At 66.9% G+C, this 21,723-nt stretch carries 18 protein-coding genes and 1 tRNA gene; 9 read left to right on the forward strand and 10 right to left on the reverse strand.

Features of this window, described 5'->3' with window-relative positions:
- Positions 1-26: 26 nt before the first annotated feature.
- Both purF and purM read left to right on the forward strand, forming a co-directional pair.
- Positions 27-1,547 carry an amidophosphoribosyltransferase gene (gene purF, locus DMB38_RS19335; protein ID WP_125936231.1) on the forward strand — a complete coding sequence of 507 codons (1,521 nt, stop codon included), beginning with the start codon at positions 27-29 and terminating at the stop codon, positions 1,545-1,547.
- Positions 1,548-1,604: 57 nt separating this feature from the next.
- Positions 1,605-2,693 (forward strand): phosphoribosylformylglycinamidine cyclo-ligase, encoded by a 1,089-nt coding sequence (gene purM / locus DMB38_RS19340; protein WP_125936232.1) that lies wholly within the window; start codon positions 1,605-1,607, stop codon positions 2,691-2,693.
- Positions 2,694-2,872: 179 nt separating this feature from the next.
- On the opposite strand, the gene DMB38_RS19345 is transcribed toward purM, so the two are convergent.
- Both DMB38_RS19345 and DMB38_RS19350 read right to left on the reverse strand, forming a co-directional pair.
- Positions 2,873-3,151 (reverse strand): DUF3073 domain-containing protein, encoded by a 279-nt coding sequence (locus tag DMB38_RS19345; RefSeq protein WP_125936233.1) that lies wholly within the window; start codon positions 3,149-3,151, stop codon positions 2,873-2,875.
- A gap of 348 nt (positions 3,152-3,499) precedes the next feature.
- Positions 3,500-4,582, reverse strand: coding sequence for a Glu/Leu/Phe/Val dehydrogenase dimerization domain-containing protein (locus DMB38_RS19350; protein ID WP_125936234.1), 1,083 nt, complete (start codon positions 4,580-4,582; stop codon positions 3,500-3,502).
- 195 nt (positions 4,583-4,777) lie between these two features.
- Between DMB38_RS19350 and DMB38_RS19355 the strand changes: the two genes are divergently transcribed.
- Positions 4,778-5,611, forward strand: coding sequence for a hypothetical protein (locus tag DMB38_RS19355; RefSeq protein WP_047017160.1), 834 nt, complete (start codon positions 4,778-4,780; stop codon positions 5,609-5,611).
- Positions 5,612-6,226: 615 nt separating this feature from the next.
- Complete coding sequence (gene bldC / locus DMB38_RS19360) at positions 6,227-6,433, forward strand: developmental transcriptional regulator BldC (RefSeq protein ID WP_003949541.1); 207 nt, start codon at positions 6,227-6,229, stop codon at positions 6,431-6,433.
- A 354-nt stretch (positions 6,434-6,787) separates the two neighbouring features.
- Here bldC and DMB38_RS19365 read toward each other — a convergent pair whose 3' ends face one another.
- From DMB38_RS19365 to hrpA, 3 genes are all read right to left on the reverse strand, one after another.
- Positions 6,788-7,012 carry a DUF6274 family protein gene (locus DMB38_RS19365; RefSeq protein ID WP_125936235.1) on the reverse strand — a complete coding sequence of 75 codons (225 nt, stop codon included), beginning with the start codon at positions 7,010-7,012 and terminating at the stop codon, positions 6,788-6,790.
- A 144-nt stretch (positions 7,013-7,156) separates the two neighbouring features.
- Positions 7,157-7,231 (reverse strand) — tRNA-Asp (locus DMB38_RS19370).
- A gap of 71 nt (positions 7,232-7,302) precedes the next feature.
- The gene (gene hrpA / locus DMB38_RS19375; RefSeq protein WP_125936236.1) at positions 7,303-11,304 is read right to left on the reverse strand and encodes an ATP-dependent RNA helicase HrpA; all 4,002 of its coding nucleotides are present in this window, start codon (positions 11,302-11,304) and stop codon (positions 7,303-7,305) included.
- 348 nt (positions 11,305-11,652) lie between these two features.
- Here hrpA and DMB38_RS19385 point away from each other — a divergent pair, with 348 nt between their 5' ends.
- The gene (locus DMB38_RS19385) at positions 11,653-12,411 is read left to right on the forward strand and encodes a GNAT family N-acetyltransferase (RefSeq protein ID WP_125936237.1); all 759 of its coding nucleotides are present in this window, start codon (positions 11,653-11,655) and stop codon (positions 12,409-12,411) included.
- Here DMB38_RS19385 and DMB38_RS19390 read toward each other — a convergent pair.
- The 4 genes from DMB38_RS19390 to DMB38_RS37495 all read right to left on the reverse strand — a co-directional run bounded on the left by DMB38_RS19390 (position 12,401) and on the right by DMB38_RS37495 (position 15,411).
- Positions 12,401-13,120 (reverse strand): ATP-binding cassette domain-containing protein, encoded by a 720-nt coding sequence (locus DMB38_RS19390; RefSeq protein ID WP_125936238.1) that lies wholly within the window; start codon positions 13,118-13,120, stop codon positions 12,401-12,403. The two genes, DMB38_RS19385 and DMB38_RS19390, sit on opposite strands and share 11 nt — an antisense overlap.
- Positions 13,121-13,130: 10 nt before the next feature.
- Entirely contained in the window at positions 13,131-13,718 is a 588-nt protein-coding gene (locus DMB38_RS19395) for a hypothetical protein (RefSeq protein WP_125936239.1), read from the reverse strand.
- A complete protein-coding gene (locus DMB38_RS19400; protein WP_125936240.1) occupies positions 13,718-14,551 on the reverse strand; it encodes a hypothetical protein in 834 nt (277 codons plus the stop codon). The genes DMB38_RS19395 and DMB38_RS19400 overlap by 1 nt, the downstream gene beginning before the upstream one ends.
- 728 nt (positions 14,552-15,279) lie before the next feature.
- Positions 15,280-15,411, reverse strand: a complete 132-nt coding sequence (locus DMB38_RS37495) for a hypothetical protein (protein ID WP_276314961.1) — start codon at positions 15,409-15,411, stop codon at positions 15,280-15,282.
- A gap of 66 nt (positions 15,412-15,477) precedes the next feature.
- Between DMB38_RS37495 and DMB38_RS19405 the strand changes: the two genes are divergently transcribed.
- The 3 genes from DMB38_RS19405 (at position 15,478) to DMB38_RS19415 (ending at position 19,512) form a co-directional block, all read left to right on the forward strand.
- On the forward strand, positions 15,478-17,202 hold the full coding sequence (locus tag DMB38_RS19405; RefSeq protein WP_125936241.1) for a DUF262 domain-containing protein: 1,725 nt from the start codon (positions 15,478-15,480) through the stop codon (positions 17,200-17,202).
- Between the two features lie 595 nt (positions 17,203-17,797).
- Positions 17,798-18,757, forward strand: a complete 960-nt coding sequence (locus tag DMB38_RS19410) for a DNA-processing protein DprA (protein ID WP_125936242.1) — start codon at positions 17,798-17,800, stop codon at positions 18,755-18,757.
- Between the two features lie 239 nt (positions 18,758-18,996).
- Positions 18,997-19,512, forward strand: a complete 516-nt coding sequence (locus DMB38_RS19415; RefSeq protein WP_240662372.1) for a phosphoribosyltransferase family protein — start codon at positions 18,997-18,999, stop codon at positions 19,510-19,512.
- Between the two features lie 211 nt (positions 19,513-19,723).
- Here the strand turns inward: DMB38_RS19415 and DMB38_RS19420 are convergent, their stop codons facing one another.
- Positions 19,724-20,293 carry a hypothetical protein gene (locus DMB38_RS19420; protein ID WP_125936243.1) on the reverse strand — a complete coding sequence of 190 codons (570 nt, stop codon included), beginning with the start codon at positions 20,291-20,293 and terminating at the stop codon, positions 19,724-19,726.
- Between the two features lie 153 nt (positions 20,294-20,446).
- Here DMB38_RS19420 and DMB38_RS19425 point away from each other — a divergent pair, with 153 nt between their 5' ends.
- Positions 20,447-21,370: an FkbM family methyltransferase gene (locus tag DMB38_RS19425; protein WP_125936244.1), complete on the forward strand. Its 924-nt coding sequence runs from the start codon at positions 20,447-20,449 to the stop codon at positions 21,368-21,370.
- The last annotated feature ends 353 nt before the right edge of the window (positions 21,371-21,723 follow it).

The raw sequence follows: 21,723 nt of genomic DNA on the forward strand, positions 1-21,723 counted from the left end.
GGGCAACCTGCCTTAGACTCGAATGCGTGCCACGTGGTGACGGACGACTCAGCCACGACCTGCTTCCCGGCGAGAAGGGCCCCCAGGACGCCTGCGGCGTCTTCGGCGTCTGGGCCCCGGGTGAGGAGGTCGCCAAGCTCACCTACTTCGGACTGTACGCACTCCAGCACCGGGGACAGGAGTCCGCGGGTATCGCGGTGAGCAACGGTTCACAGATCCTCGTCTTCAAGGACATGGGCCTGGTCTCGCAGGTCTTCGACGAGACATCCCTCGGCTCCCTCCAGGGCCACATCGCCGTGGGTCACGCGCGCTACTCGACCACGGGTGCCTCCGTGTGGGAGAACGCGCAGCCCACCTTCCGGGCCACCCCCCACGGCTCGCTCGCGCTCGGCCACAACGGCAACCTCGTCAACACCGCCGAGCTGTCCGAGATGGTCGCCGCGCTGCCCCCGGACGGCGGTTCGCGCAGCGGCAGGGCGGCGGCGACCAACGACACCGACCTCGTGACCGCGCTCCTCGCCGGGCAGGTCGACGACGACGGCAAGCCGCTCACCGTGGAGGAGGCCGCGCCGCTGGTGCTGCGGCGGGCCAAGGGCGCGTTCAGCCTCGTCTTCATGGACGAGCAGACGCTCTACGCCGCCCGCGACCCCCAGGGCATCAGGCCGCTCGTGCTGGGGCGCCTCGACCGCGGCTGGGTGGTGGCGTCGGAGAGCGCCGGGCTCGACATCGTCGGGGCCAGCTTCATCCGCGAGGTGGAGCCGGGCGAGCTCATCGCGATCGACGAGAACGGGCTGCGCGCCAGCCGCTTTGCCGAGGCAAAGCCCAAGGGGTGTGTCTTCGAGTACGTGTACCTCGCCCGGCCCGACACCGAGATCGCCGGCCGGAACGTCTACCTCTCCCGCGTCGAGATGGGCCGCCAGCTCGCCGCGGAGGCCCCCGCCGACGCCGATCTGGTGATACCGACGCCCGAGTCCGGCACCCCCGCCGCCATCGGATACGCGGAGGCCAGCGGCATCCCGTACGGGGCCGGGCTGGTCAAGAACAGCTACGTGGGCCGGACCTTCATCCAGCCCTCCCAGACCATCCGGCAGCTCGGCATCCGGCTGAAGCTGAACCCGCTCAAGGAGGTCATCGGCGGCAAGCGCCTCGTCGTCGTGGACGACTCCATCGTCCGCGGCAACACGCAGCGCGCGCTGGTGCGGATGCTCCGCGAGGCGGGCGCCGCCGAGGTGCACGTGCGCATCTCGTCGCCGCCCATCAAGTGGCCGTGCTTCTTCGGCATCGACTTCGCCACCCGCGCCGAGCTGATCGCCAACGGCATGTCGGTGGAGGAGATCTGCCAGTCGCTGGGCGCGGACTCGCTCGCGTACATCTCCACCGACCGCATGATCGAGGCCACCGGCATCCCCAAGAACGACCTCTGCCGCGCCTGCTTCGACGGCGAGTACCCGATGGACCTGCCCGACCCGGAGCTGCTGGGCAAGCACCTGCTGGAGACCGAGGTCGCCGGCGGGCGCGACGCCGCCGACGCCCTGCGCCGTCCGTAGCGCCGGCGCCCAGGCCCCATCCGATCCCAGGTGAACGACCCGGAGGACCCCAACGCCATGTCTGGTGCCAGCCAGCCCCCCGCCCCCGCCGCCGGCTCCTACGCGGCGGCGGGCGTCGACATCGAGGCCGGTGACCGCGCCGTCGAGCTGATGAAGGAGTGGGTGAAGAAGACCCGGCGGCCGGAGTCGGTCGGCGCGCTCGGCGGCTTCGCCGGCCTCTTCGACGCCTCCGCGCTCAAGCGCTACGAGCGCCCCCTGCTCGCCTCCGCGACGGACGGCGTGGGCACGAAGGTCGCGGTCGCGCAGCGCATGGACGTGCACGACACGATCGGGCACGACCTGGTCGCCATGGTCGTCGACGACCTGGTGGTCACCGGCGCCGAGCCGCTCTTCATGACGGACTACATCTGCGTCGGCAAGGTCGTGCCGGAGCGGGTCGCGGCGATCGTCAAGGGCATCGCCGAGGGCTGCGTGCTGGCCGGCTGCGCGCTGGTCGGCGGTGAGACGGCGGAGCACCCCGGGCTGCTGGGCCCCGACGAGTACGACGTGGCGGGCGCCGGCACCGGCGTCGTCGAGGCGGACGCGGTCTTGGGCGCCGATCGCATCCGTACGGGCGACGCGGTCGTCGCGATGGCCTCCTCGGGCCTTCACTCCAACGGGTACTCGCTGGTGCGCCACGTCCTGCTGGACCGCGCGGGCTGGGCGCTGGACCGGGCGGTGCCGGAGTTCGGCCGCACGCTCGGCGAGGAACTGCTGGAGCCGACGAAGATCTACTCGCTGGACTGCCTCGCGCTGCTGCGCGCCACCGAGGTGCACGCCTTCTCCCACGTCACGGGCGGCGGGCTCGCCAGCAACCTGGCCCGGGTGGTGCCCGAAGGACTGCGGGTCGTCATCGACCGCGGGACCTGGGCGCCGGGCGCCGTCTTCGACGTGGTCGGGGAGGCGGGCCGGGTCGAGCGGGCGGAGCTGGAGCGGACGCTGAACATGGGCGTCGGCATGGTCGCCGTCGTGCCGCAGACGTCGGTGGACGTGACGCTCGCGCTGCTCGCCGACCGCGGGGTCGACGCCTGGGTCGCCGGCGAGGTGCGCGGGCAGGAGGAGACGGGGGCGGGTGGTGTCGAGCTTACGGGGGACTATGCCCGCTGAGACGGCCGCCGGCGGCGCGTACGACGCGTACCGGGCGTACGGCGCCCGCGTCGCGTGCGCGGAGTGTGCCTACGGGCCCGTACGCCCTGAGTGCGCGGACGGCTGCGCCCGATTCACGGCAGCAAAAAGGGCCCGTCCGGGGGTTCCCCCGAGCCGAGCTCCGATTTGCTGTCTGCCGTTCAGGCCCCGCGACGCTGCTCCGACGAGCCGGCCGAGTCCTCGCCGTCGTCGTCGTCCTCGTCCTCGTCCTCGTACAGCTCCGCGTAGCGTGCGTACAGGTCGTCGTCGGGAGACTCTTCCTCGACTTGCTGCTGCTGTTGCTGTTGACCGTTCGACGGCGGCTTCGTCGTCGATGCGCCCAGCTCTTCGGCAAGGCGTGAGAGGTCAGTCCCACCGCTGCTGTACTTCAGCTGGCGGGCGACCTTCGTCTGCTTGGCCTTGGCCCGGCCGCGCCCCATGGGTCGACCCCCTCAAACGACGGGGCTCGGTGGCCCCAGAGTCTGACACGCGTTCATGATCGGAAGCGGACTCTCCGTTAAGAGAGACCGTCCATCGGGGTTCAACGGTACCTGTTTCTGCACCGTGACGGTACGTCGCTGGCAGCACGGGCCCCGCCGCCGATCCCGGTGGAGCCCGCGTCCCCGCTGGTCAAGACCCGATTCTATCGTCTGACGAGGAGCGACCCGCCGCGCGGTGGTGAGATGCGTTACGTGACGTCGCTGCTTTGCCTTGGCGAATGTGCACATCCCCTCGCCCGCCCCGCCGTGCGCGGGGCGGGCCGAAGGGCGCCCGGGGGCGTACGGCGCTCAGCCGCGGCGCCTGGCCTCCGCCATGCGCTGCTCCGCGATCCGGTCCGCCGCCACCGCCGGGGGTACGCCGTCGGACGCCGCCCGGTGGAATATCTCCACCGTCGTGTCGAAGATCCGCGCGGCCTTCGCCCGCGCCCGGTCCATGTCGAAGCCGTGCAGCTCGTCGGCGACCTGGATCACGCCGCCCGCGTTGACCACGTAGTCCGGGGCGTAGAGGATCCCGCGGTCGGCCAGGTCCTTCTCCACGCCCGGGTGCGCGAGCTGGTTGTTCGCGGCGCCGCAGACGGCCTTCGCGGCGAGCACGGGCACCGTCTCGTCGCTGAGCGCCCCGCCCAGCGCACACGGCGCGTACACGTCCAGCGGCTCGCGGATCAGGGCGTCCGTGTCCGCCACCACGGCCACGCCGGGGTGCGCGGCCCGTACCCGCGCCACCGACTCCTCCCGTACGTCGGTGACCACGACCTCCGCGCCGTCCGCCACCAGGTGGTCCACCAGGATGTGCCCCACCTTGCCGACCCCGGCGATGCCGACCCGCCGGCCGCGCAGCGACGGCGTGCCCCACAGGTGCTCGGCCACCGCGCGCATGCCCTGGAAGACGCCGAACGCCGTCAGGACGGAGGAGTCGCCGCAGCCGCCGTTCTCGGGCGAGCGGCCGGTGGTCCACCTGTTCGTACGGGCGACCACGTCCATGTCCTCGACGTACGTGCCGACGTCGCAGGCCGTGACGTAGCGCCCGCCGAGCGAGGCGACGAAGCGGCCGTAGGCCAGCAGCAGGTCCTCGGTCTTCGCCCGGTCGGGGTCGCCGATGATCACGGCCTTGCCGCCGCCGTGGTCGAGGCCGGCCATCGCGTTCTTGTAGGACATGCCGCGGGAGAGGTTGAGCGCGTCCAGGACCGCGGCCTGCTCGGGGTCGTCCGACGAGGCGTAGTCGTGGAAGCGGGTGCCGCCGAGGGCCGGGCCCAGGGCGGTGGAGTGCAGGGCGATGACCGCCTTGAGGCCGGTCTCGCGGTCCTGGCAGAGGACAACCTGTTCATGTCCGCCCTGATCGGAGCGGAAGAGTGTGGAGAGAACGTCGGTCACGGTGGTGACTCCGGTTTGGTCGCGGGCTGCTGCCCTCCAGGGGTGGGGAGGGCAGGTAGTGGCTCAAGCGTAGAGCGGCGCCGCCCTCCGGGACCCCCCGGCGGGGTCTCGGGTCCCCAGGAGGCGTCCCCCCGGAGGACTCAGCACCATAGTCTGCGGGAGACTCGGATACGTACGTGGGCGAGGGGAGAGGGTGTGGCCGTGATGTCGTCACTGGTGATCCCGTACGCGACGTATCTGCGCGTGTACGAGCCGCTGGCCGCCTTCCCGGAACCCGAACGCACCCACTGGTACCGCTACGCCGCCCGCGAGGCCGCCCCCACCAGTCAGGACGAGCTGCTGCGGGCGCTCGCCGGGCTGGCCGGCACCCCGCCGACGGCGGCCCCCGCGCACGAGAGCGGCGACGCCTTCGTCGCCGACGTGGACGGCGTGACGTGCGTGTGCCCCTGGCGCACCCGGCTGCGGAGCTGGCTGGCGCTGGACGAGCTGGTCGAGGAGCTGCCCAAGCCGGTGCTCGAGGCGGCGCTCCCCGAGGTCGTACGGGAACAGGCGCTCGCCGATCACGCGCGCTGGCGGGTGGAGAACCCGGACGCCCGCCCCTGGATCAGGTCCGCGGTGTGGACGGTGCCGATGCGCTGGTTCGTGCTCTTCTCCGACGAGGAGCGGGAGTACGAGACCGGCGAGCGCACCCTGCTGCGCTACCGCACGCCCATGGTGCAGGCCAGGCGCCGGGTGGCGCGCGGGCTGAAGGCGCTGCGCGACGCGGTGGGGCAGGCGCCGCTGGTCGAGGGTCTGGTGGACGTCGGAAAGTGGCTGGAAGAGTTCCATCCGCGGTCGCTGGTGGAGCTGGACTACGGCGGCCTCGTGCACGTCCTGCCGAAGGAGCACCTGGCGGAGGACCGGTCCGCGGCGGAGGTCGCGGAGGGCATCGCGGCGCTGGCGGCCGGGGACGAGGAGCGGGCCGGGCGGGCGTACCAGCGGCTGACGGACCGCTGGGGCGTGGTGCGCGAGCGGCAGTTCGCCAGCTAGGGCGCCCGGGCGGGGCGCTGGGCGGCGGCCGGACGGGGACGCCGGCGGGGGTTCTGGCAAGGGGTCGGACAGGCGCTCACTAGTGCGACGAACAAATCCGGACTAGTGTCCCGCCATGCCTCGGTACGGAAGGGGCCGTTCGGTCCCTGCCCCTGGGGACTTTGGTCCCGGACGAAGGTCCCGAACCAGGCTATTTGGTCAAGCGTGATGGAAAGCACGTACCTGGGTCTTGCCGTCACCGCGTAGCCTGGGTGACGATATAGGGCAAGGAGTCCAGATGGGGTATGTTCCGTCCAACTTAGGGTGGAATGCCGAGCATTGATCCTCTCGTGGGAGACCTTGTGGCCCCTGGTGGTGCTGTGACTGATCGTCACGAAGGTGTGACTGTCCGCTATGGCACGGTCCAGCGGGATCCGTCGAGGTTGAACACCTCAGAGGGCAATTCCATCGGTTTGGCCGACGCCGCTGGACAGATGGTGTAGTTGTAGTGCCGAGGACAAGACGTTCGTCCTATTACCGACTCGACCCCCGTTGGCCATATCGGTCAACGAGGGTCAAGGTGCAGAATTTAGAGGAAAGAACCGAGAAGGTTCGGTTCTCCCGAGGAGGCCGCTCATGACCGCTCGCACCCCTGACGCCGAGCCGCTGCTGACCCCCGCCGAGGTAGCCACGATGTTCCGCGTTGACCCGAAGACGGTCACGCGCTGGGCGAAGGCCGGCAAGCTCACGTCTATCCGCACGCTCGGCGGGCATCGCCGCTACCGCGAGGCGGAGGTCCGTGCACTGCTGGCGGGCATTCCGCAGCAGCGCAGCGAGGCCTGACCCACCCGCGTCGCCGGGGCCGGCCGGGACCCCCTAGCCCGGCTCACGCCCTTCGCACCACACGCGACGCAGCGTCATCGATCGCGCTGGACTCCGCCGGGTCCAGCGCGATTTGCCGACCGGCCCCCAGTGGCCGCCCTCCCCGGGCGGCCGCCGGGGGCCGTTCGCGTACGCGACGTCCGGAAGTGTCGGTGCCCGTCCGGGCATGGGTGCAATGGCATATACAAAATTGACCTGACCTAAGCGGGGCGTAAATCCGCATGTTTCGAAACCGAATGAGTGATCCCCGTCACAGTCGTGGCGGCTTGCGGCCTTGGTCGCCGCTGCGATAGTGACCCCCCGTCAACTCCTGCCCTACGCCGGGAACGTTGCCCCGTCCCGCGCGGCCGTCTCCGCGGCGCCGTTCGCCCTCGCGGCGTCGTTCGCGTCCGCGATCTCCGGCGGCTGCCCGGACTCCATCGCCAGCCGCAGCAGACGGCTGCAGACGGCGCAGTGGGGGGTGAGGTGCCCGTAGGACGAGGCGGCGGAGAGATGGGCGCGCAGCAGGGCCTTGGTCTCGTGCCGCACCGTCGTCGTCATAGCCGTTGACTACCCGGTGGCCGTACGCCCGTCAAGAAAACGGGCAGCCGGTCTAGACCGCGTACCAGGGTGAACGCGCCACGGGAGAAACGGAAAGCCCCCGCCGTGACGACGGAGGCTGCTGAGTTCTGACTAGTTGCTGTGCGGTCCTGACGGGATTTGAACCCGCGGCCTCCACCTTGACAGGGTGGCGAGCACTCCAAACTGCTCCACAGGACCTTGCTTGCGCGAACGCGCGTGCCTGACTCTACAGCAGCTCAGGCCGCCGGTCGAACCGGTTCCCGGGGGGCTCACCTCGTCGGCGGCACCAGCGCGTCGACCGCCTTCACGATCCGCTTGTCGGAGATCGGATACGCCGTCCCCAGCGCGTGCGCGAAGTAGCTGACCCGCAGCTCCTCGATCATCCACCGCACGTCCCGCACCGCCTTCGGCACCGGCCGCCCCCGTGGCTGCTGCTCCAGGAGCCACGCGTACTCGTCCTGCATCTCCTTGACCTTCGCCATCCGCGCCCGGTCCCGCTCCGCGTGCGTCGGGAGCTGCTGCAGCCGGCGGTCCGCCGCGACGAGGTAGCGCAGCAGGTCCGGCAGCCGGCCCGCGCCGTGCTCGGTGACGAAGCCCGGCTTGACCAGCCACGCCAACTGCTCGCGCACGTCCGCCGCGGACTCGGCCAGCACGGGGCTCTTGACGGCCCGTAGCCGCCCCTCGCAGGCGTGCCAGGCCGCCAGCACCTCCTGCACCTGCCGGATGGTCCGCATCGTCGCGTCGACGATGTCGGCCCGTACGGAGTCGAAGAGCTTGCGGAAGCCCTCCTCGTCCCACGCGGGCCCGCCGTGGGCCGCGATGAGCCGGTCCGCGGAGGCCGTCACGCAGTCCTCGAAGAGGGCCTGTACGCCGCCGTGCGGGGTGCGGGAGAGGGCGAGCTTCGCCTGGTTGGAGAGCGTGCTGTTGGCGAACTTCGCGGGATTGGAGGGGAGTTGGAGCAGGATCAGCCGGCGGGTGCCGGTCCACATGGCGGCGGCCTGCTCCGCCTCCGTGTCGTACAGCCGCACCGCGACCGTCTCGCCCTCGTCCACCAGCGCCGGGTACGCCTTGACGGTGTGGCCCTGGCGGCGGGTCTCGAAGGTGCGGGGGAGGGCGCCGACGGTCCAGGAGGTGAGGCCGGTGCGCCGGACCGGCGCGGGGGCGCCGGCGCCGCTCTCCGCCTCCGCGCCGCGCGCGCCCTTCCCGCCCCCCGCCGCCTCGTCGAAGGCCCGGGTGATCGCCGCTTGCGTCTTGGGCTTCAGCTTCAGCCGCAGCTCCTCCAGGTCCTTCGACTCCGCGAGTTGCCGCCGCCGTTCGTCGGTCACGCGGAACGTGACCTTCAGATGGTCCGGCACCTTGCCCCAGTCGAAGTCCTCCGCCGCGACCGGCACTCCCACCATCCGCTGCAGCTCCCGCGCCAGCGCCGTCGTCAGCGGCTCCTGGACGGGCACGGCCCGCTCCAGGAACGCCTTGGCGTAGTTCGGCGCCGGCACGTAGTTGCGCCGGATCGGCTTCGGGAGCGAGCGGATCAGCTCGGTGACCACGTCCTCGCGCAGCCCCGGGATCTGCCAGTCGAAGCCCTCCGGGGCCACCTGGTTGAGGATCTGCAGCGGTACGTGCACGGTGACGCCGTCCGCGTCCGTGCCCGGCTCGAACTGGTACGTCACCCGCAGCTTCAGCTTGCCCTGCCGCCAGGAGTCGGGGTAGTCGTCCTTGGTGACGTCCTCCGCCTGCTCGTTGATGAGCATCGACTTCTCGAAGTTGAGCAGTTCCGGCTCTTCGCGCTGCTTCTTCTTCCACCAGGAGTCGAAGTGCGCCCCCGACACGACGTCCGCGGGGACGCGCCGGTCGTAGAAGTCGAAGAGCGTCTCGTCGTCCACGAGGATGTCGCGGCGGCGGGCCCGGTGCTCCAGCTCCTCGACCTCGGTGAGCAGGCGGCGGTTGGCGGCGAAGAACTTGTGGTGCGTCCGCCAGTCGCCCTCGACCAGTGCGTGCCGGATGAAGAGGTCGCGGCAGGTCTCGGGGTCGATACGGCCGTAGTTGACCGAGCGGCGGGCCACCAGCGGCACGCCGTACAGGGTGACGCGCTCGTACGCCATCACCGCGGCCTGGTCCTTCTCCCAGTGCGGCTCGCTGTACGTCCGCTTGACCAGGTGCTGCGCCAGCGGCTCGATCCAGTCGGGCTCGACCTTCGCGTTGACCCGCGCCCACAGCCGGGAGGTCTCGACCAACTCGGCCGACATGACCCAGCGCGGCGGCTTCTTGAAGAGCGCGGAGCCGGGGAAGACGGCGAACTTGGCGCCGCGCGCGCCCAGGTACTCGTTCTTCGCGTCCGTGTCCTTCAGCCCGACGTGGCTGAGGAGCCCCGCCAGCAGCGACTGGTGGACCAGGTCGGGCGCGGCGTCCTGGTCGGCGGGGTGGATGCCCATGCCGCGGGCGATCGTGCGCAGTTGGGAGTAGATGTCCTGCCACTCGCGTATACGCAGGTAGTTGAGGAACTCGCGCTTGCACATGCGCCGGAACGCGGACGAGGACAGCGCCTTCTGCTGCTCGCGCACGTACGTCCACAGGTTGAGGAACGTCACGAAGTCGCTGGACTCGTCGCGGAAGCGGGCGTGGTGCTGGTCGGCCTGCTGCTGCTTGTCCGCGGGGCGCTCGCGCGGGTCCTGGATGGAGAGCGCGGAGGCGATGACCATGACCTCGCGTACGCACCCGTTGCGCTCGGCCTCCAGCACCATGCGGGCGAGCCGCGGGTCGACGGGCAACTGGGCGAGCTTGCGGCCGGTCTGGGTGAGCCGCTGCCCCTTGCTCCCTCCGGGGGCCTTCTCCTGGGTGTCGAGCGCGTGCAGCTCTTCCAGGAGCTGGATGCCCGCCTTGATGTTGCGGCTGTCCGGCGGGTCGATGAAGGGGAACTTCTCGATGTCCCCGAGGCCGGCCGCGGTCATCTGGAGGATGACGGACGCCAGGTTCGTACGGAGGATCTCGGCGTCGGTGAACTCGGGGCGGGCGAGGAAGTCCTCCTCCGCGTAGAGCCGGATGCAGATGCCGTCGGCGAGCCGGCCGCAGCGGCCCTTGCGCTGGTTGGCGCTGGCCTGCGAGATGGGCTCGATGGGCAGGCGCTGGACCTTGGTGCGGTGGCTGTAGCGGGAGATGCGGGCGAAGCCGGTGTCGATCACGTACCGGATGCCGGGGACGGTGAGCGAGGTCTCGGCGACGTTCGTGGCCAGCACGACGCGTCTGCCGCCGTGTCTCTGGAAGACGCGGTGCTGCTCGGCGTGCGAGAGGCGGGCGTAGAGGGGGAGGACCTCGGTGTTGCGGAGCTTCTGCTTCGCGAGCGCGTCCGCGGTGTCGCGGATCTCGCGCTCGCCGGAGAGGAAGACGAGGATGTCGCCGGAGCCGTCGCCCTCGGCCTGGAGTTCGTCGACGGCGTCGCAGATGGCGCTGATCTGGTCCCGGTCGCTGTCTTCCGCACCCTCGTCGAGGAGCGGGCGGTAGCGCACCTCGACCGGGTACGTACGGCCGCTGACCTCGACGATCGGGGCGTCGCCGAAGTGCCGGGAGAAGCGCTCCGGGTCGATGGTCGCGGAGGTGATGACGACCTTGAGGTCGGGGCGGCGGGGGAGGAGCCGGGCGAGGTAGCCCAGCAGGAAGTCGATGTTCAGGCTCCGCTCGTGCGCCTCGTCGATGATGATCGTGTCGTACTGGCGCAGCTCGCGGTCCGTCTGGATCTCGGCGAGCAGGATGCCGTCGGTCATGAGCTTGACGAGCGTGTCGCCGCCGACCTGGTCGGTGAAGCGGACCTTCCACCCGACGGCGTCGCCGAGCGGGGTGCGCAGCTCCTCGGCGACGCGCTCGGCCACCGTGCGGGCGGCGATGCGGCGGGGCTGCGTATGGCCGATGAGGCCGCGGACGCCGCGGCCCAGCTCCAGGCAGATCTTGGGGATCTGGGTCGTCTTGCCGGACCCGGTCTCGCCCGCGACGATCACGACCTGGTGGTCGCGTATGGCCGCGAGGATGTCGTCCTTCTTCTGGCTGACCGGCAGCTCCTGCGGATACGACACGGGGGGCACCGCGGCACGGCGGCGCTCGGCGGTCAGCTCCGCGGCGTCGACCGCGGCGGCGATCTCGGCGAGCACGGCGGCCCGCGCCTCCGGCTTGCGGACGCGGCGGGCGCCGTCGAGGCGGCGGCCGAGCCGCTGCTCGTCGCGGAGCGTGAGAGCGGACAGGCGGGCGCCGAGGTCGGCGAGGCTGGGGGTGGCGGAAGTGGACATACAGAGTCAAGGATCTCACCCGGGCGGGGGCGTGGGCGAACTATTTCGGTGTGGGGTTTGGATGGGGTGAAAGCCGCAAATCACACTAAGCTGGCCGTCTGTGACGGAGGACGGGGGTCGGCGAGGGGGGGCGGTGCGGGGCGGTCACGCCCGGTCCGGTGGCCGCGCTCCCGCCGGCGGGCGCTGCCGGCGCGCGTACGCCCCCGACCCCGGCCCCGCCGCTCCCGGGCCACCCGTTCCCGTAGCTGGTGCTGGCGGTGTGGGCGATCGCCGGGACGGCGGTCTTCCGGACCTGGCGCCACCGGCACCCGGGCGGGCGGGAGCGGGTCGCGCCGTAGGGTTGCCGGGATGGAACGGGACGAGGGGCGCTTGCTGGCGCTGCAGGTGGCGGGGGTGCACGGGCTGGCGCGGGGGAGTGCAGGGGGGCTGCCGACGGTCAGCGCGCCGGCCGGCGTTCGTGCGGTGTGGGCGTGGTCGCCGGGGGCGCGGCTGGTGGCGGTGGCGGAGGACCTGGCGGGTACGGAGCACGAGCGCGCCCTGTCGTCGGATTCGCCTCCGTACGAAGAGGAAAGGGCCCCGCGCGCGATGGCGGCCCTGGCCCGCACTCTGGACGGCGCCCTGGAGGGCGGCCCCAGCTACGTCTTTCCCCCGACCCTCCCGGTGCTGCCCCCGGCCCCGCTCCCGCTCCTGGTCTCGGACGCCCCGGGCCTGCGCCGCGCGCGGAGCCTGCGGCGGCCGGCCAACTGGGAACCGGGGGAGTGGGCCGAGTTGACGACGGGCACGCTGGGCCCGTGGGCGATGGCCGTCCACGAGGACACCCCGGTCTCGATCTGCCACACCCCGGCATCGACCCCGACCTCAGCAGAAGCCGGCGCCTGGACCCACCCGGCACACCGCGGCCGGGGCCTGGCCCCGCACACGGTCGCGGCGTGGGCAAGCCTCCAACGCGCAGGTACGGAAGCCCTCTTCTACAGCACGACGACCGACAACCACGCCTCCCAAGCGGTGGCCCGCACCCTGAACCTCACACCCCTGGGCCGGCTGTGGACGGTGACTCATGCCGTAGACGTCGGCAACTCGGAGGGCGTTGGGCGATCTATCCCGTGAGAACCGAATAGGCGGCCTCTGCCCGGCGCCCGGGAGCCACGTCACTCGGAGCGTGGGCCAGGAAGGCACTCGTCGGGCCCTCGAAGAGGATCCTTCCCGTGCTCAGAACTGCAACGTAGTCCGACTCCTCCGCTAAATCCGTCACGTCGTGGGTGGACATCATCACGCGCACATCGGGCGGGAGGCCGGTCAAATGAGTCCTGAATTGACGCCGCTGCGCCGGGTCCAAGCCGGCGGTCGGCTCATCGAGGAGTAACACCCTGGCTCTGTGGACCATTGCCGACGCAATTCCGATGCGCCGGACCTGTCCGCCGCTCAGCCGGTTCATCTTCATATTCTCTTGCTCTGAGAGTTCCACCCGCGAGAGAGCTTCGGAAGCAGACTGCCACGCCGAACTTTTGCTCATCCCCTTCAACCAGCCGACGTAGGCGACCTGCTCCCTGGCTGTCAGGCCGGCCATCACGGGTACGTTCTGGGGCATCCACGCAACACTACGCCGGTAAGAGCGATCGCTGGACGATACGCCATCGAGAGCGATGGATCCCTCCGTCGGCAGTGCGACACCGGCCGCGAGGCGCAGGAGGGTGGACTTACCCGCCCCGTTGGGACCGAGGAGAATGGTCACTCCCGGCTTGAGTTCGTAATCCAGCCTTTCGAGTACGAACGAGGACCACCTTCTGTACCTGTACGAGCAGCCCGTTATCCTCACGACTCTCCTCCTATAGCTTTCTGTATCGCCCGGCGGACATGAAGAGGATGGCGACAGCAAACGTCATCACCGATATCGCGAAAGCGAAGGGATCCTGACCATCCCTTGCGATGACGGCCCAGACGCGCGGACGATGCCCGTCGCCGTAGCCAACGACCGCGACCAGCAATACCCAGGCGGCGGGAACCATCGCCGCACCTTCCTTGGTGAAGGCGCGTGCCACCAGCATCAACCCCACAAGGAAGGCGGTGTTTCGGCCGGCGGCGAGAGAAGTATCCGAGTGGTCGAGGGAATGAAACAGGACCCCGATCGATGCCGCGAGGGCGACGGTGAGCGCGATGAGCCCCAGGTCCAAAGCAACTATCGGCCGCACTCCAGATGCTTCCGCGGACTCCATGCGCGAATCCAGCATCATCGCCAGGGCCGCGCAGGCGGGAATCGGAGCGATGCAGAGCAGCGGAACACTCCCCCCACCCCCCATCAAGAATGACGGCAGCTCGGCATATTCTTCACGCAGTGTCCACGCCAGAAACCCGAACAAGGCGAGCGAGCCGGGCATATAGATGTGAGCGCGTCGGGCGAACATCCACAGTCGCATCAGAGGGCTTGTCTTTCCTCTTCATCGATGGAGGATCTCTGTACCTCATAGGACAGCGGTGGCGTATGGCCCCATTCCTTCACGGTCGAGTATGATCCATACGTGCCCGCCACCAGAACTGAAACAGCCGCGGCCCAGAGCAACGCGCGAGCCTTCCTGTTCCGAGCCGGCGTGCACAACAGGATTGCGGCGGCGGCAATTGCCCAGATGAAGGCGACCGGGGCTATCACCGATGAAGCGGTGGGAAGTTCGCCGAAGGGCAGATCCGTCGCATAACGCCCCGAGATGTGCCGCAACCAGAACGGCTCGTACGACCAAGCTGCGGAAACCGTATAGAACACCACGACGGAAAGAACCGGCGGTGCAAGGCGGGGCGGGGTGACGGTGCCGACGCAGAATCCGATCACGCAGTGCGCGAGTGAGATGACCAGCGCCATCAGCACAAGTATCATCGACCCAGCGTCAGGGGCGGTTCCTTCTTGCGCCAGGGCCATGCCCACGGGTGCAAGTATCAGAAACCATGCGACCGCCACGACGGGCAGAAGCGACTCCAGGGCAATCCTGTGGCGAAAGCGCACCGGGGAGAGTCTCCAGACCTGATCCCGCTTGATCCGGCCCGCTTCCCATGCGGAAAGGCCCGAGGCGACGGCATAAGACACGGCGTAGAACGATAAGAGCACGGACGAAACAACGTACGGTGCATATGCGGGCTGCCCGGCAGGGGGCTTGAAGTCCGCCTTGAAGCTCTTGAAGAAGTAGAGATATGTCAGACCGAGGCAGAGTGGGGTGGCCCAGGTTGCGCTGCTTACCCGAAGGCGAGTTCCAAGCTTCACGACGTAACTCCGCTTCCTCTTCGGGCGCGATGCGAACGCGAAGCTAAAGCTTGCCGCCAGAACTTATCAAGCGAACTCAGATATCCCCCCATAACGGGGCGTACGGCCCCCGCCGCCCCAGGACGGGCGCGGGCATGAAAATGCCCCCTCCGAAGAGGGGGCTTCGTGTGGCTGGGGCCGGGGTCGAACCGGCGACCTTCCGCTTTTCAGGCGGTCCTGAGGGCATGCGTCATCGATGGTGGCCACCGTGCTGATCGTGTAGGTGACCGCCGCGAGTTGTCCCGGTCCGGCGACGTTGATGTCAGGGTTGATGTCAGACATCAACGCTCGCTCCAGCACGAAGGGCTGGAACACTCTGGGGGAGGCGCGGCGGAGCCAGGCGCCCAGTCCTCACCCTGCGCCCTGTAGCTCTCACAGCTCAGACCGGCTGGAGGGACAGGGGGGACAGGTGGGACCCTCGACTTCACCGGCCGGTGAACCAGGCCACGGCCGCGCCGGCAACGGTGCTTGCCAGTGCCAGCAGACGGTACGGCACCTGCTGGATGACTAGGTGCACCCCGCCGACACGCAGTTCGAAGAACGGACGGGGCTCTCGCAGATGCGGACCGGGAGGTTGCTGGGCGCAGTCGTGGAGTGGCGGGCCGATAGGCTCGCGTGCCACCGTGAACTGCTACGTCCGCCGTTGCACTGGACAAGGCGTTGACACAAACCGTCGTTCTGAGCGGATGTCACAGTTCAGGGTCGCGGGGGACGATGCCGGAGAACCTCCAGACGGGACCGACCAGCCGCCGCGAGGAGAGCATCCGCCCAGGCAACTGCGCGCCCTTGTCTGATTCCAGCACCACTGTCAGTGGTGGCACCTAGGATCGGTCTTGTATCGGTCCACCTGGCGGCGAGACGATCATCTCATCAAGGTAGGAGAGCTCATGACCAGCGCGTACGAGTCGGACCCTATCTTCGAAACAGTTCCGAGACAGTTGTCAAATCTTGTAACGAGAATCCGTGGGCGGGAGATCGCCTTGCCGGATTTTCAGCGGAACTTTGTATGGGATTCCACCAAGACCGAAGAGTTGATTCAGTCCATCATCTCCAAGTTCCCTGTCGGCACGCTGCTGTTCTGGAAGCAAGGTGCAGACGAGCAATTCGCCAGCAGGAATTTCGAAGGCGCCCCAGAGTTGGGTGAAAAAATCCCCAATGAGCTTGTACTGGATGGCCAGCAACGACTGACTGCCCTCTACCAGGCTCTAACTGGAACGGGGGACGAGCGATTCTACTTGAAGGTTGACGAGTTTATCGATTTGCAGAACGGCGAGGTGCGTGAATTCCATGAGGTAGATTTCGAGAAAGCGATCATCTCCCTACCTGCTTCAGGTGGAAGAGCACAAACAAAGAAGAATAACGACACTCTCGGCATTTCGCATTTCCCCGTCGCTGATGTCGTCACCTTTGACGATTGGCTCGATGACTATGTAGAAGTGCTGACATCTCAGAACTCTTCACATTCCGCCAAAGCGCTCAAATCGCTCTATAGGAAGATGCGTGACAAGTTTATTGTCCCCCTGAGGTCGTACGGTCTCCCCGTCCTCACTCTCCCCGAGACCACTCCGATTGAAGCGGTCTGCACCATCTTCGAGACCTTGAATAGGACTGGGAAGCCGCTGGGGCCATTCGAACTTCTCACCGCGAGGTATTATCCGCAGGGCGTGAACTTGCGCGATTACTGGCTTGAAGCTCAGGCTGACTATCAGTCGCTAGGCGACTTCAAGGTTGATCCCTACAACGTGCTCCAGGCGGTTTGTCTCAGGGCCTATGGTTCTGCACAAAGGTCTGACGTCTTGAAGAAATTGACGGCCAACGACATTCGCGAGCACTGGAACTCCGTGATCCAAGGTGTCGCGGGAGTCATCGATATGCTGCAGTCCGATTGCGGTGTGGTCTCGCCGAAATGGCTCCCCTATGGGATGATTCTTGTTCCCATGGCCGCCACATGGAGTGAGATCCAGGACCTTCAGCCCCTGGATCGGGGGCCGGCATACGAGCGACTACAAAAGTTCTTCTGGTGCAGTGTCTTCACTACGAACTATGACCAAGGTGCGAATAGCCAGGTAGGAGCTGACTTCTCACGTCTGAGAGGCTGGGTGATCTCGGGTGAGGGGAAGGCGCCGGAAGCCGTTGAGGAGTTGCCGCTCAGCTCATCGACATTTAGGTCTGCATCGGTACGTCGAAAGGCGCTCTACGCTGGTTTCATGTGTCTTTTGATCAAAAGTCGGGCAGAGGATTTCCACACCGGTCAGGCAATGACTCGGCACCGCGTGCAAGAGGTGCAGATTGACTCTCACCACATCTTCCCAAAGGCGTACTTGGCACGTGAAGAGAATGCTGAGAGTGCAGAGCTAATCCTGAACCGTAGCTTGGTAGACGCTGAAACGAATCGAATTATCAAGGATAAGGCGCCGAGTAAATATCTTGCAGATATGGCGGAGGCATTTGGTGAGGACAAGCTCCGCTCGGTTCTTGCTTCTCACGCCATCACGCTAGAACCGGACAGTGGGATTGCGCGAGACTCCTATGCCGCCTTCCTTGACGAACGCCTTAAAACCATCGCGCAGCTAATCGAGAGTGTAACCGGGAGAAGGCTGCAGGCTGATTGAGCAAGCCAAGGAGTGTGGAAAGAAGCCCTTTCAACAGTAGCCAGGCTTGGGTATCTCGCGTCAGGGTGGATGATCAGGCCACTTGTAGAGGGGTAGATGAATCCACCCACGCCGGAGAATTTGCCCCGCCCCGAGCCGGTGACCGAGGCATCGTGCCCGCCATCACTCAGGGGCACCCGGCAGATGGTGGTGCTGGGTCCCCAACGGGGGGCGGGTGAGCGGTTCTTCGCTTGGCGTCACTGGCGTCTGACGCCTGCGTTCCGCTGGGGACGATGGGCAGACACCATGAAAGTGTTCCCCCAACTCGGCTGCTGCATCACCTCCGTCGCCAGCTCTGCGCTGGGCGCTGCTTGAGGGCCACGCCGCAGTGGCGACCTTGAGAGCCAGTACGGTGTCCGGCTCGGAACAGGGCAGATGCACCCCTGGATGACCTGGGCATCACGACGCACCATCGCTCAAGTGCTCTGTAAATCACGCCAACGCGCGGGGAGTTCCCCCTGCACAAGCGGCGCAACGTACGCCATCATGGAAGTGGCCCAGCGTACGGCTGAAACGACCTTCGAACACCAGGGCCGACGAGTAGAAGGACACTTGAATGATCAAGATATCGCCTGAGCAGCGTGATCTCCTCACATTGTGCGCGCTTCGTGTGGATGCCAAGTCCGTCGACTGGAGCCTCATCGCGCGCGTTTGCCAGTCGCGTGAGGCATTGGACGTTGTCCTCGGCGGGGATCTACCCGAGGAATCTGCTGTCGCCCGACGTAACCAAGCCCGCTTGCGTCGAGCTCTGGCCTTTCTGGAGGACGCTCGTGCGCGGGTTGAAAAGGAGTGCGCTGCAGCCGAAGAAGCGGGTGCCCGCCTAGTAACGGTTCTGGATCCAGATTATCCAGCGAACTTGCGCTTAATCCCCAACCTTCCTCCCTTCCTATTCTACCTTGGCGATCTAGCAGAGCGTGACGCCCGCTCAGCCGCAGTAGTCGGTACCAGGAAGGCTAGTAACGATGGGTTGCAACGCGCTTCGCGCATGGCTCAAGGGCTTGTGGACCACGACGTCGTCGTGGTCAGTGGACTAGCAAAAGGAATCGACACTTCTGCGCACACGGCGACTGTCGAGATGGGTGCGCGAACGGTTGCAGTTCTAGGCACCGGGATTGCAGCTAGGGTTTATCCTGCGCAGAATAAGGACCTCGCTAGGCGGATTGTTGACACCGGGGGGGCCTTGCTCTCGCAGTTCTGGCCGACCTCGCCGGCTGCAACTTGGACTTTCCCTAGAAGGAACGTCGTTACCTCTGGATCAACCATGGGAAGTATCGTGATCGAAGCGTCATCGACTTCCGGCGCTAAAATGCAGGCCAGGATTGCGAACGAGCATGGGAAGCGTGTTTTTCTACTTCGCTCCCTAGCTACGCAAGAGCCTTGGGCAGCGCAAATGATCGCTGAGGGAAGAGCTGTGGAGGTAGCTGAATTGAATGATGTTCTCAAATTAATGGGTGAAGCGACTCGCGTACATCAGGCTGGACAGCAGCGGCTGCAACTTACGTTGGCCGGTCTGTGACTCACGCCGCAGACCTCCCAAAGCCGTTGGGATTTCCGAAATGCCGTAAATGTGCATACGTGCGCATTGGTTCACCGGATGTCTGCGCTGAATGCGCCATGCAAACTTTTCGCCCTCTCGCTGAGTACCACTGCGGGATATGCAGCCAAGATTTGAGTGGCCCGGGTGAGAAGTGTCGAAACATAATTTGCCAATGGGGGGCGCGTCAGAGATGCTTTACTCGCGTCGATGCCATTGCGATGTTCGCTGGTGCCCTTGAGGAGGCGATAAAGAGGTTTAAGTATGAAGGTTACGTGGGTTGGGGATTGATCTTCGGGCGTCTTATAGTGGGTTGGCTTAACGCTCATGAAGACGATGTCGACGATGTCGATCTCATATTGGGGAACCCGACTGCATTAGACCGTACGCCTGTGCGGCATATCGAGATAATGATGAAGTCTGCATACTTAGAGGACGGTCGTGGGCGCTGGCCAATTGTGGCCCCGGATAGTCCCGTGTTGGTGAAGGATCGCGAGACTGACAAGTCGGCCGGTAAAGGCAAGAGTTGGTCGATTAAAATGGAAGCGGCGCGCCAACACGCTGATGCCTTACGATTACGACAAAGTGTTGAAGGGAAGCGCGTTCTGCTCGTGGACGATATTTTCACGACGGGTGCCACGTTCCATGCCGTAGGAAAGCGATTGACTGTTGAATGGGGGGCTGCAGAAGTTCGGGGATTGGTACTCGCTCGCGTCCCATTCGGTATTGTGGGGTAGATACGATTGAGGGTGTCGAGTGAGGAATCACGCCTTCTCGGTCACTGCATCTGTCTCGCTGGATCCTGGCTATCGGCAAGTTCTAGTGAACGGCGCTGGGCTTTGTGCTGAGCCACCGAAGTGATCTTGAGGGGCCCGTGTCGTAACGCTGTGACGGCCGTGACTACCCGGGACGTTGCAGCCGCTCGTTCCCGCACAGTCGTGAGGGCGCTCAAGGAGTGTCGGCGTCCTGTCCCAGTCGTGCTGGAGGAAGCAGCAGGTCGCGTTGCGGGTGATCTTGGCCCGTTACGCGGCCGAAGACTCCGAGGTCTTCGCGGGCGCAGTCGTGGAAGGCGTTGATGCGCTGGAACACTGTGCGGTGGCGCTGGCGCCACTCGGCGAGGGTGCCTGTGATGCGGCCGGTGGCCTGCCAGTCGATCTCCTGGGCTATGGCGTTGACCTCGTGGCCGGCTTCTACGACTCGGTCGTTGCCGAGGAGCATGATGCGCTCGAAGGCTCGGCCGCGTAAGCGGATGGCCTCGGCCAGCTCCGTTGAGAGGTCCTGTTCGCTCCGCTCGGCCTCAAGGATGCCCTCCCGGTGCTCGTAGAGGGACACGGCTAGAAACACGCAGGCGCGCACCCGGTCGATGTAGTCGCCGTAGGCGTCGAGCTTCTTGTCATCCCACCGCGTGTGCAACTCGTGGCGGAGGCGTCGGCGTTCCGAGAGTGTGTTGGTGACGTAGGTCATCGCTGCGCCGACGAGCACCGCGGAGATCGTCAGGAGTTGCTGGCCCAGCTCCACGTCGTTCCGCCCTCCCCGGCCAGACTCGTCAAGACGTCTTGAGGATTCTAGGGAACGGGGCGGCGCCCAGGGAACGGGCATCCTGAGCCAGTCCTAGGGCGCCACGGCAGCGGCGTTATCGTTCGGGGTAACCCCGGCGGAGAGGCATACGCAATGCGGAGCACGATCGCAGAGACGCTGTTCACCCTCGGCCGGCGGTACGTGCGCGACGCCCCGGTGCCCGTTGGGAAGGCGGCGCTGGCTGCGCGCTTCCTGAACCCGTATCTCCGCGATCACCCTAGGCAGCGGGTCACGGAAGCACTCTTCGGGGCGCGGTTCGCCGTCGACACACGCGACCTCATCCAGCGGTACGTGTACCTGTTCGGCATCTGGGAGCCGAACATGACGAGCTGGCTACAGGGGAGGCTCCGCCCCGGGGACACGTTCGTGGACGTCGGCGCTCACGTCGGGTACTTCAGCGTGCTTGCATCGCGGTTGGTGGGGGATGCCGGACACGTGGTGGCCATCGAAGCGTCTCCGGAGTTCTACGGCCGGCTCCGGCACCATGTCGGCCTCAACGGCTTGGGCAACGTGCGGGCGGTCAACGCCGCAGTGTCTGACAGTCGGGAGACTCTGACGTTCATCCTGGCCAGTTCGATCAACACGGGGGCGAACAGCATCGTCCCGTATGACGGCCCGATTGAGTCGTCCTTCGAGGCCGAGGCGTGCCCGCTGCCGGAGCTGCTGGAGCCGGCCGAGGTCGCACAGGCGCGCGTCATCAAGGTGGACGTCGAAGGTGCGGAGGGGAAGGTGGCCCGGGGCCTGGCTCCCCTGCTGGACCAGCTCCGCCCTGACGCAGAGATCACGATCGAAGTGACTCCGGAGCGAATGGCGCAACTGGGCGACTCCGTAGACGAGCTGATGGAGACCATGACGCGGGCTGGCTTCCACGCCTACCGCCTGGCCAACGACTATGCACCGGGGAGCTATCCGCCGGCGCTTCGGCAACCGGCGGCCGTTCCGACGCGACTGCGAGGGCGGATCGACGGCGAGAGCGACCTCATTTTTTCGAGGGTGGACGCGGACGAACTGCCGTGAGCTGACGAGCAAGGGCCGGCCCCCGACGCACGACGTGTCGGGGGCCGGCCCTCGCTGTGGCGCTTTTCGGCTACGGGCGTCGAGCCTTGAGCGCTCTGCTGGCCTTGCGGCACCACGCCCGATACCACTCGGTGAGAGGCCGCTTTGCCACGTCTCCGTGACCGCCAATCGTGTCCAGCCGGGTTCCCCGAGACTTGGCGACTCGCAGAGCATCGCGCAGTGCCTCGCTCAGCCGCTGCGTCACGAATCGCAGTTCGGTCTTGCTCGGCTTGTCGTTGAGCAGTGCCTCGGACATACGCAGGACGTCCTCGCCGGTGTCGAGCTGCTGGCTCTCCAGAAGGTCTGCGTACTCC

This window comes from Streptomyces sp. WAC 06738, assembly GCF_003945505.1.
GTDB lineage: Bacteria > Actinomycetota > Actinomycetes > Streptomycetales > Streptomycetaceae > Streptomyces.

What these genes read in the sequence shown, in the direction of transcription:
- purM (WP_125936232.1), top strand. Translation starts at nt 1,605, where the DNA reads ATGTCTGGTGCCAGCCAGCCCCCCGCCCCCGCCGCCGGCTCCTACGCG.
- DMB38_RS19345 (WP_125936233.1), bottom strand. Translation starts at nt 3,151, where the DNA reads ATGGGGCGCGGCCGGGCCAAGGCCAAGCAGACGAAGGTCGCCCGCCAG.
- bldC (WP_003949541.1), top strand. Translation starts at nt 6,227, where the DNA reads ATGACCGCTCGCACCCCTGACGCCGAGCCGCTGCTGACCCCCGCCGAG.
- DMB38_RS19365 (WP_125936235.1), bottom strand. Translation starts at nt 7,012, where the DNA reads ATGACGACGACGGTGCGGCACGAGACCAAGGCCCTGCTGCGCGCCCAT.
- hrpA (WP_125936236.1), bottom strand. Translation starts at nt 11,304, where the DNA reads ATGTCCACTTCCGCCACCCCCAGCCTCGCCGACCTCGGCGCCCGCCTG.
- DMB38_RS19385 (WP_125936237.1), top strand. Translation starts at nt 11,653, where the DNA reads ATGGAACGGGACGAGGGGCGCTTGCTGGCGCTGCAGGTGGCGGGGGTG.
- DMB38_RS19395 (WP_125936239.1), bottom strand. Translation starts at nt 13,718, where the DNA reads ATGCGACTGTGGATGTTCGCCCGACGCGCTCACATCTATATGCCCGGC.
- DMB38_RS19405 (WP_125936241.1), top strand. Translation starts at nt 15,478, where the DNA reads ATGACCAGCGCGTACGAGTCGGACCCTATCTTCGAAACAGTTCCGAGA.
- DMB38_RS19410 (WP_125936242.1), top strand. Translation starts at nt 17,798, where the DNA reads ATGATCAAGATATCGCCTGAGCAGCGTGATCTCCTCACATTGTGCGCG.
- DMB38_RS19415 (WP_240662372.1), top strand. Translation starts at nt 18,997, where the DNA reads ATGTTCGCTGGTGCCCTTGAGGAGGCGATAAAGAGGTTTAAGTATGAA.
- DMB38_RS19425 (WP_125936244.1), top strand. Translation starts at nt 20,447, where the DNA reads ATGCGGAGCACGATCGCAGAGACGCTGTTCACCCTCGGCCGGCGGTAC.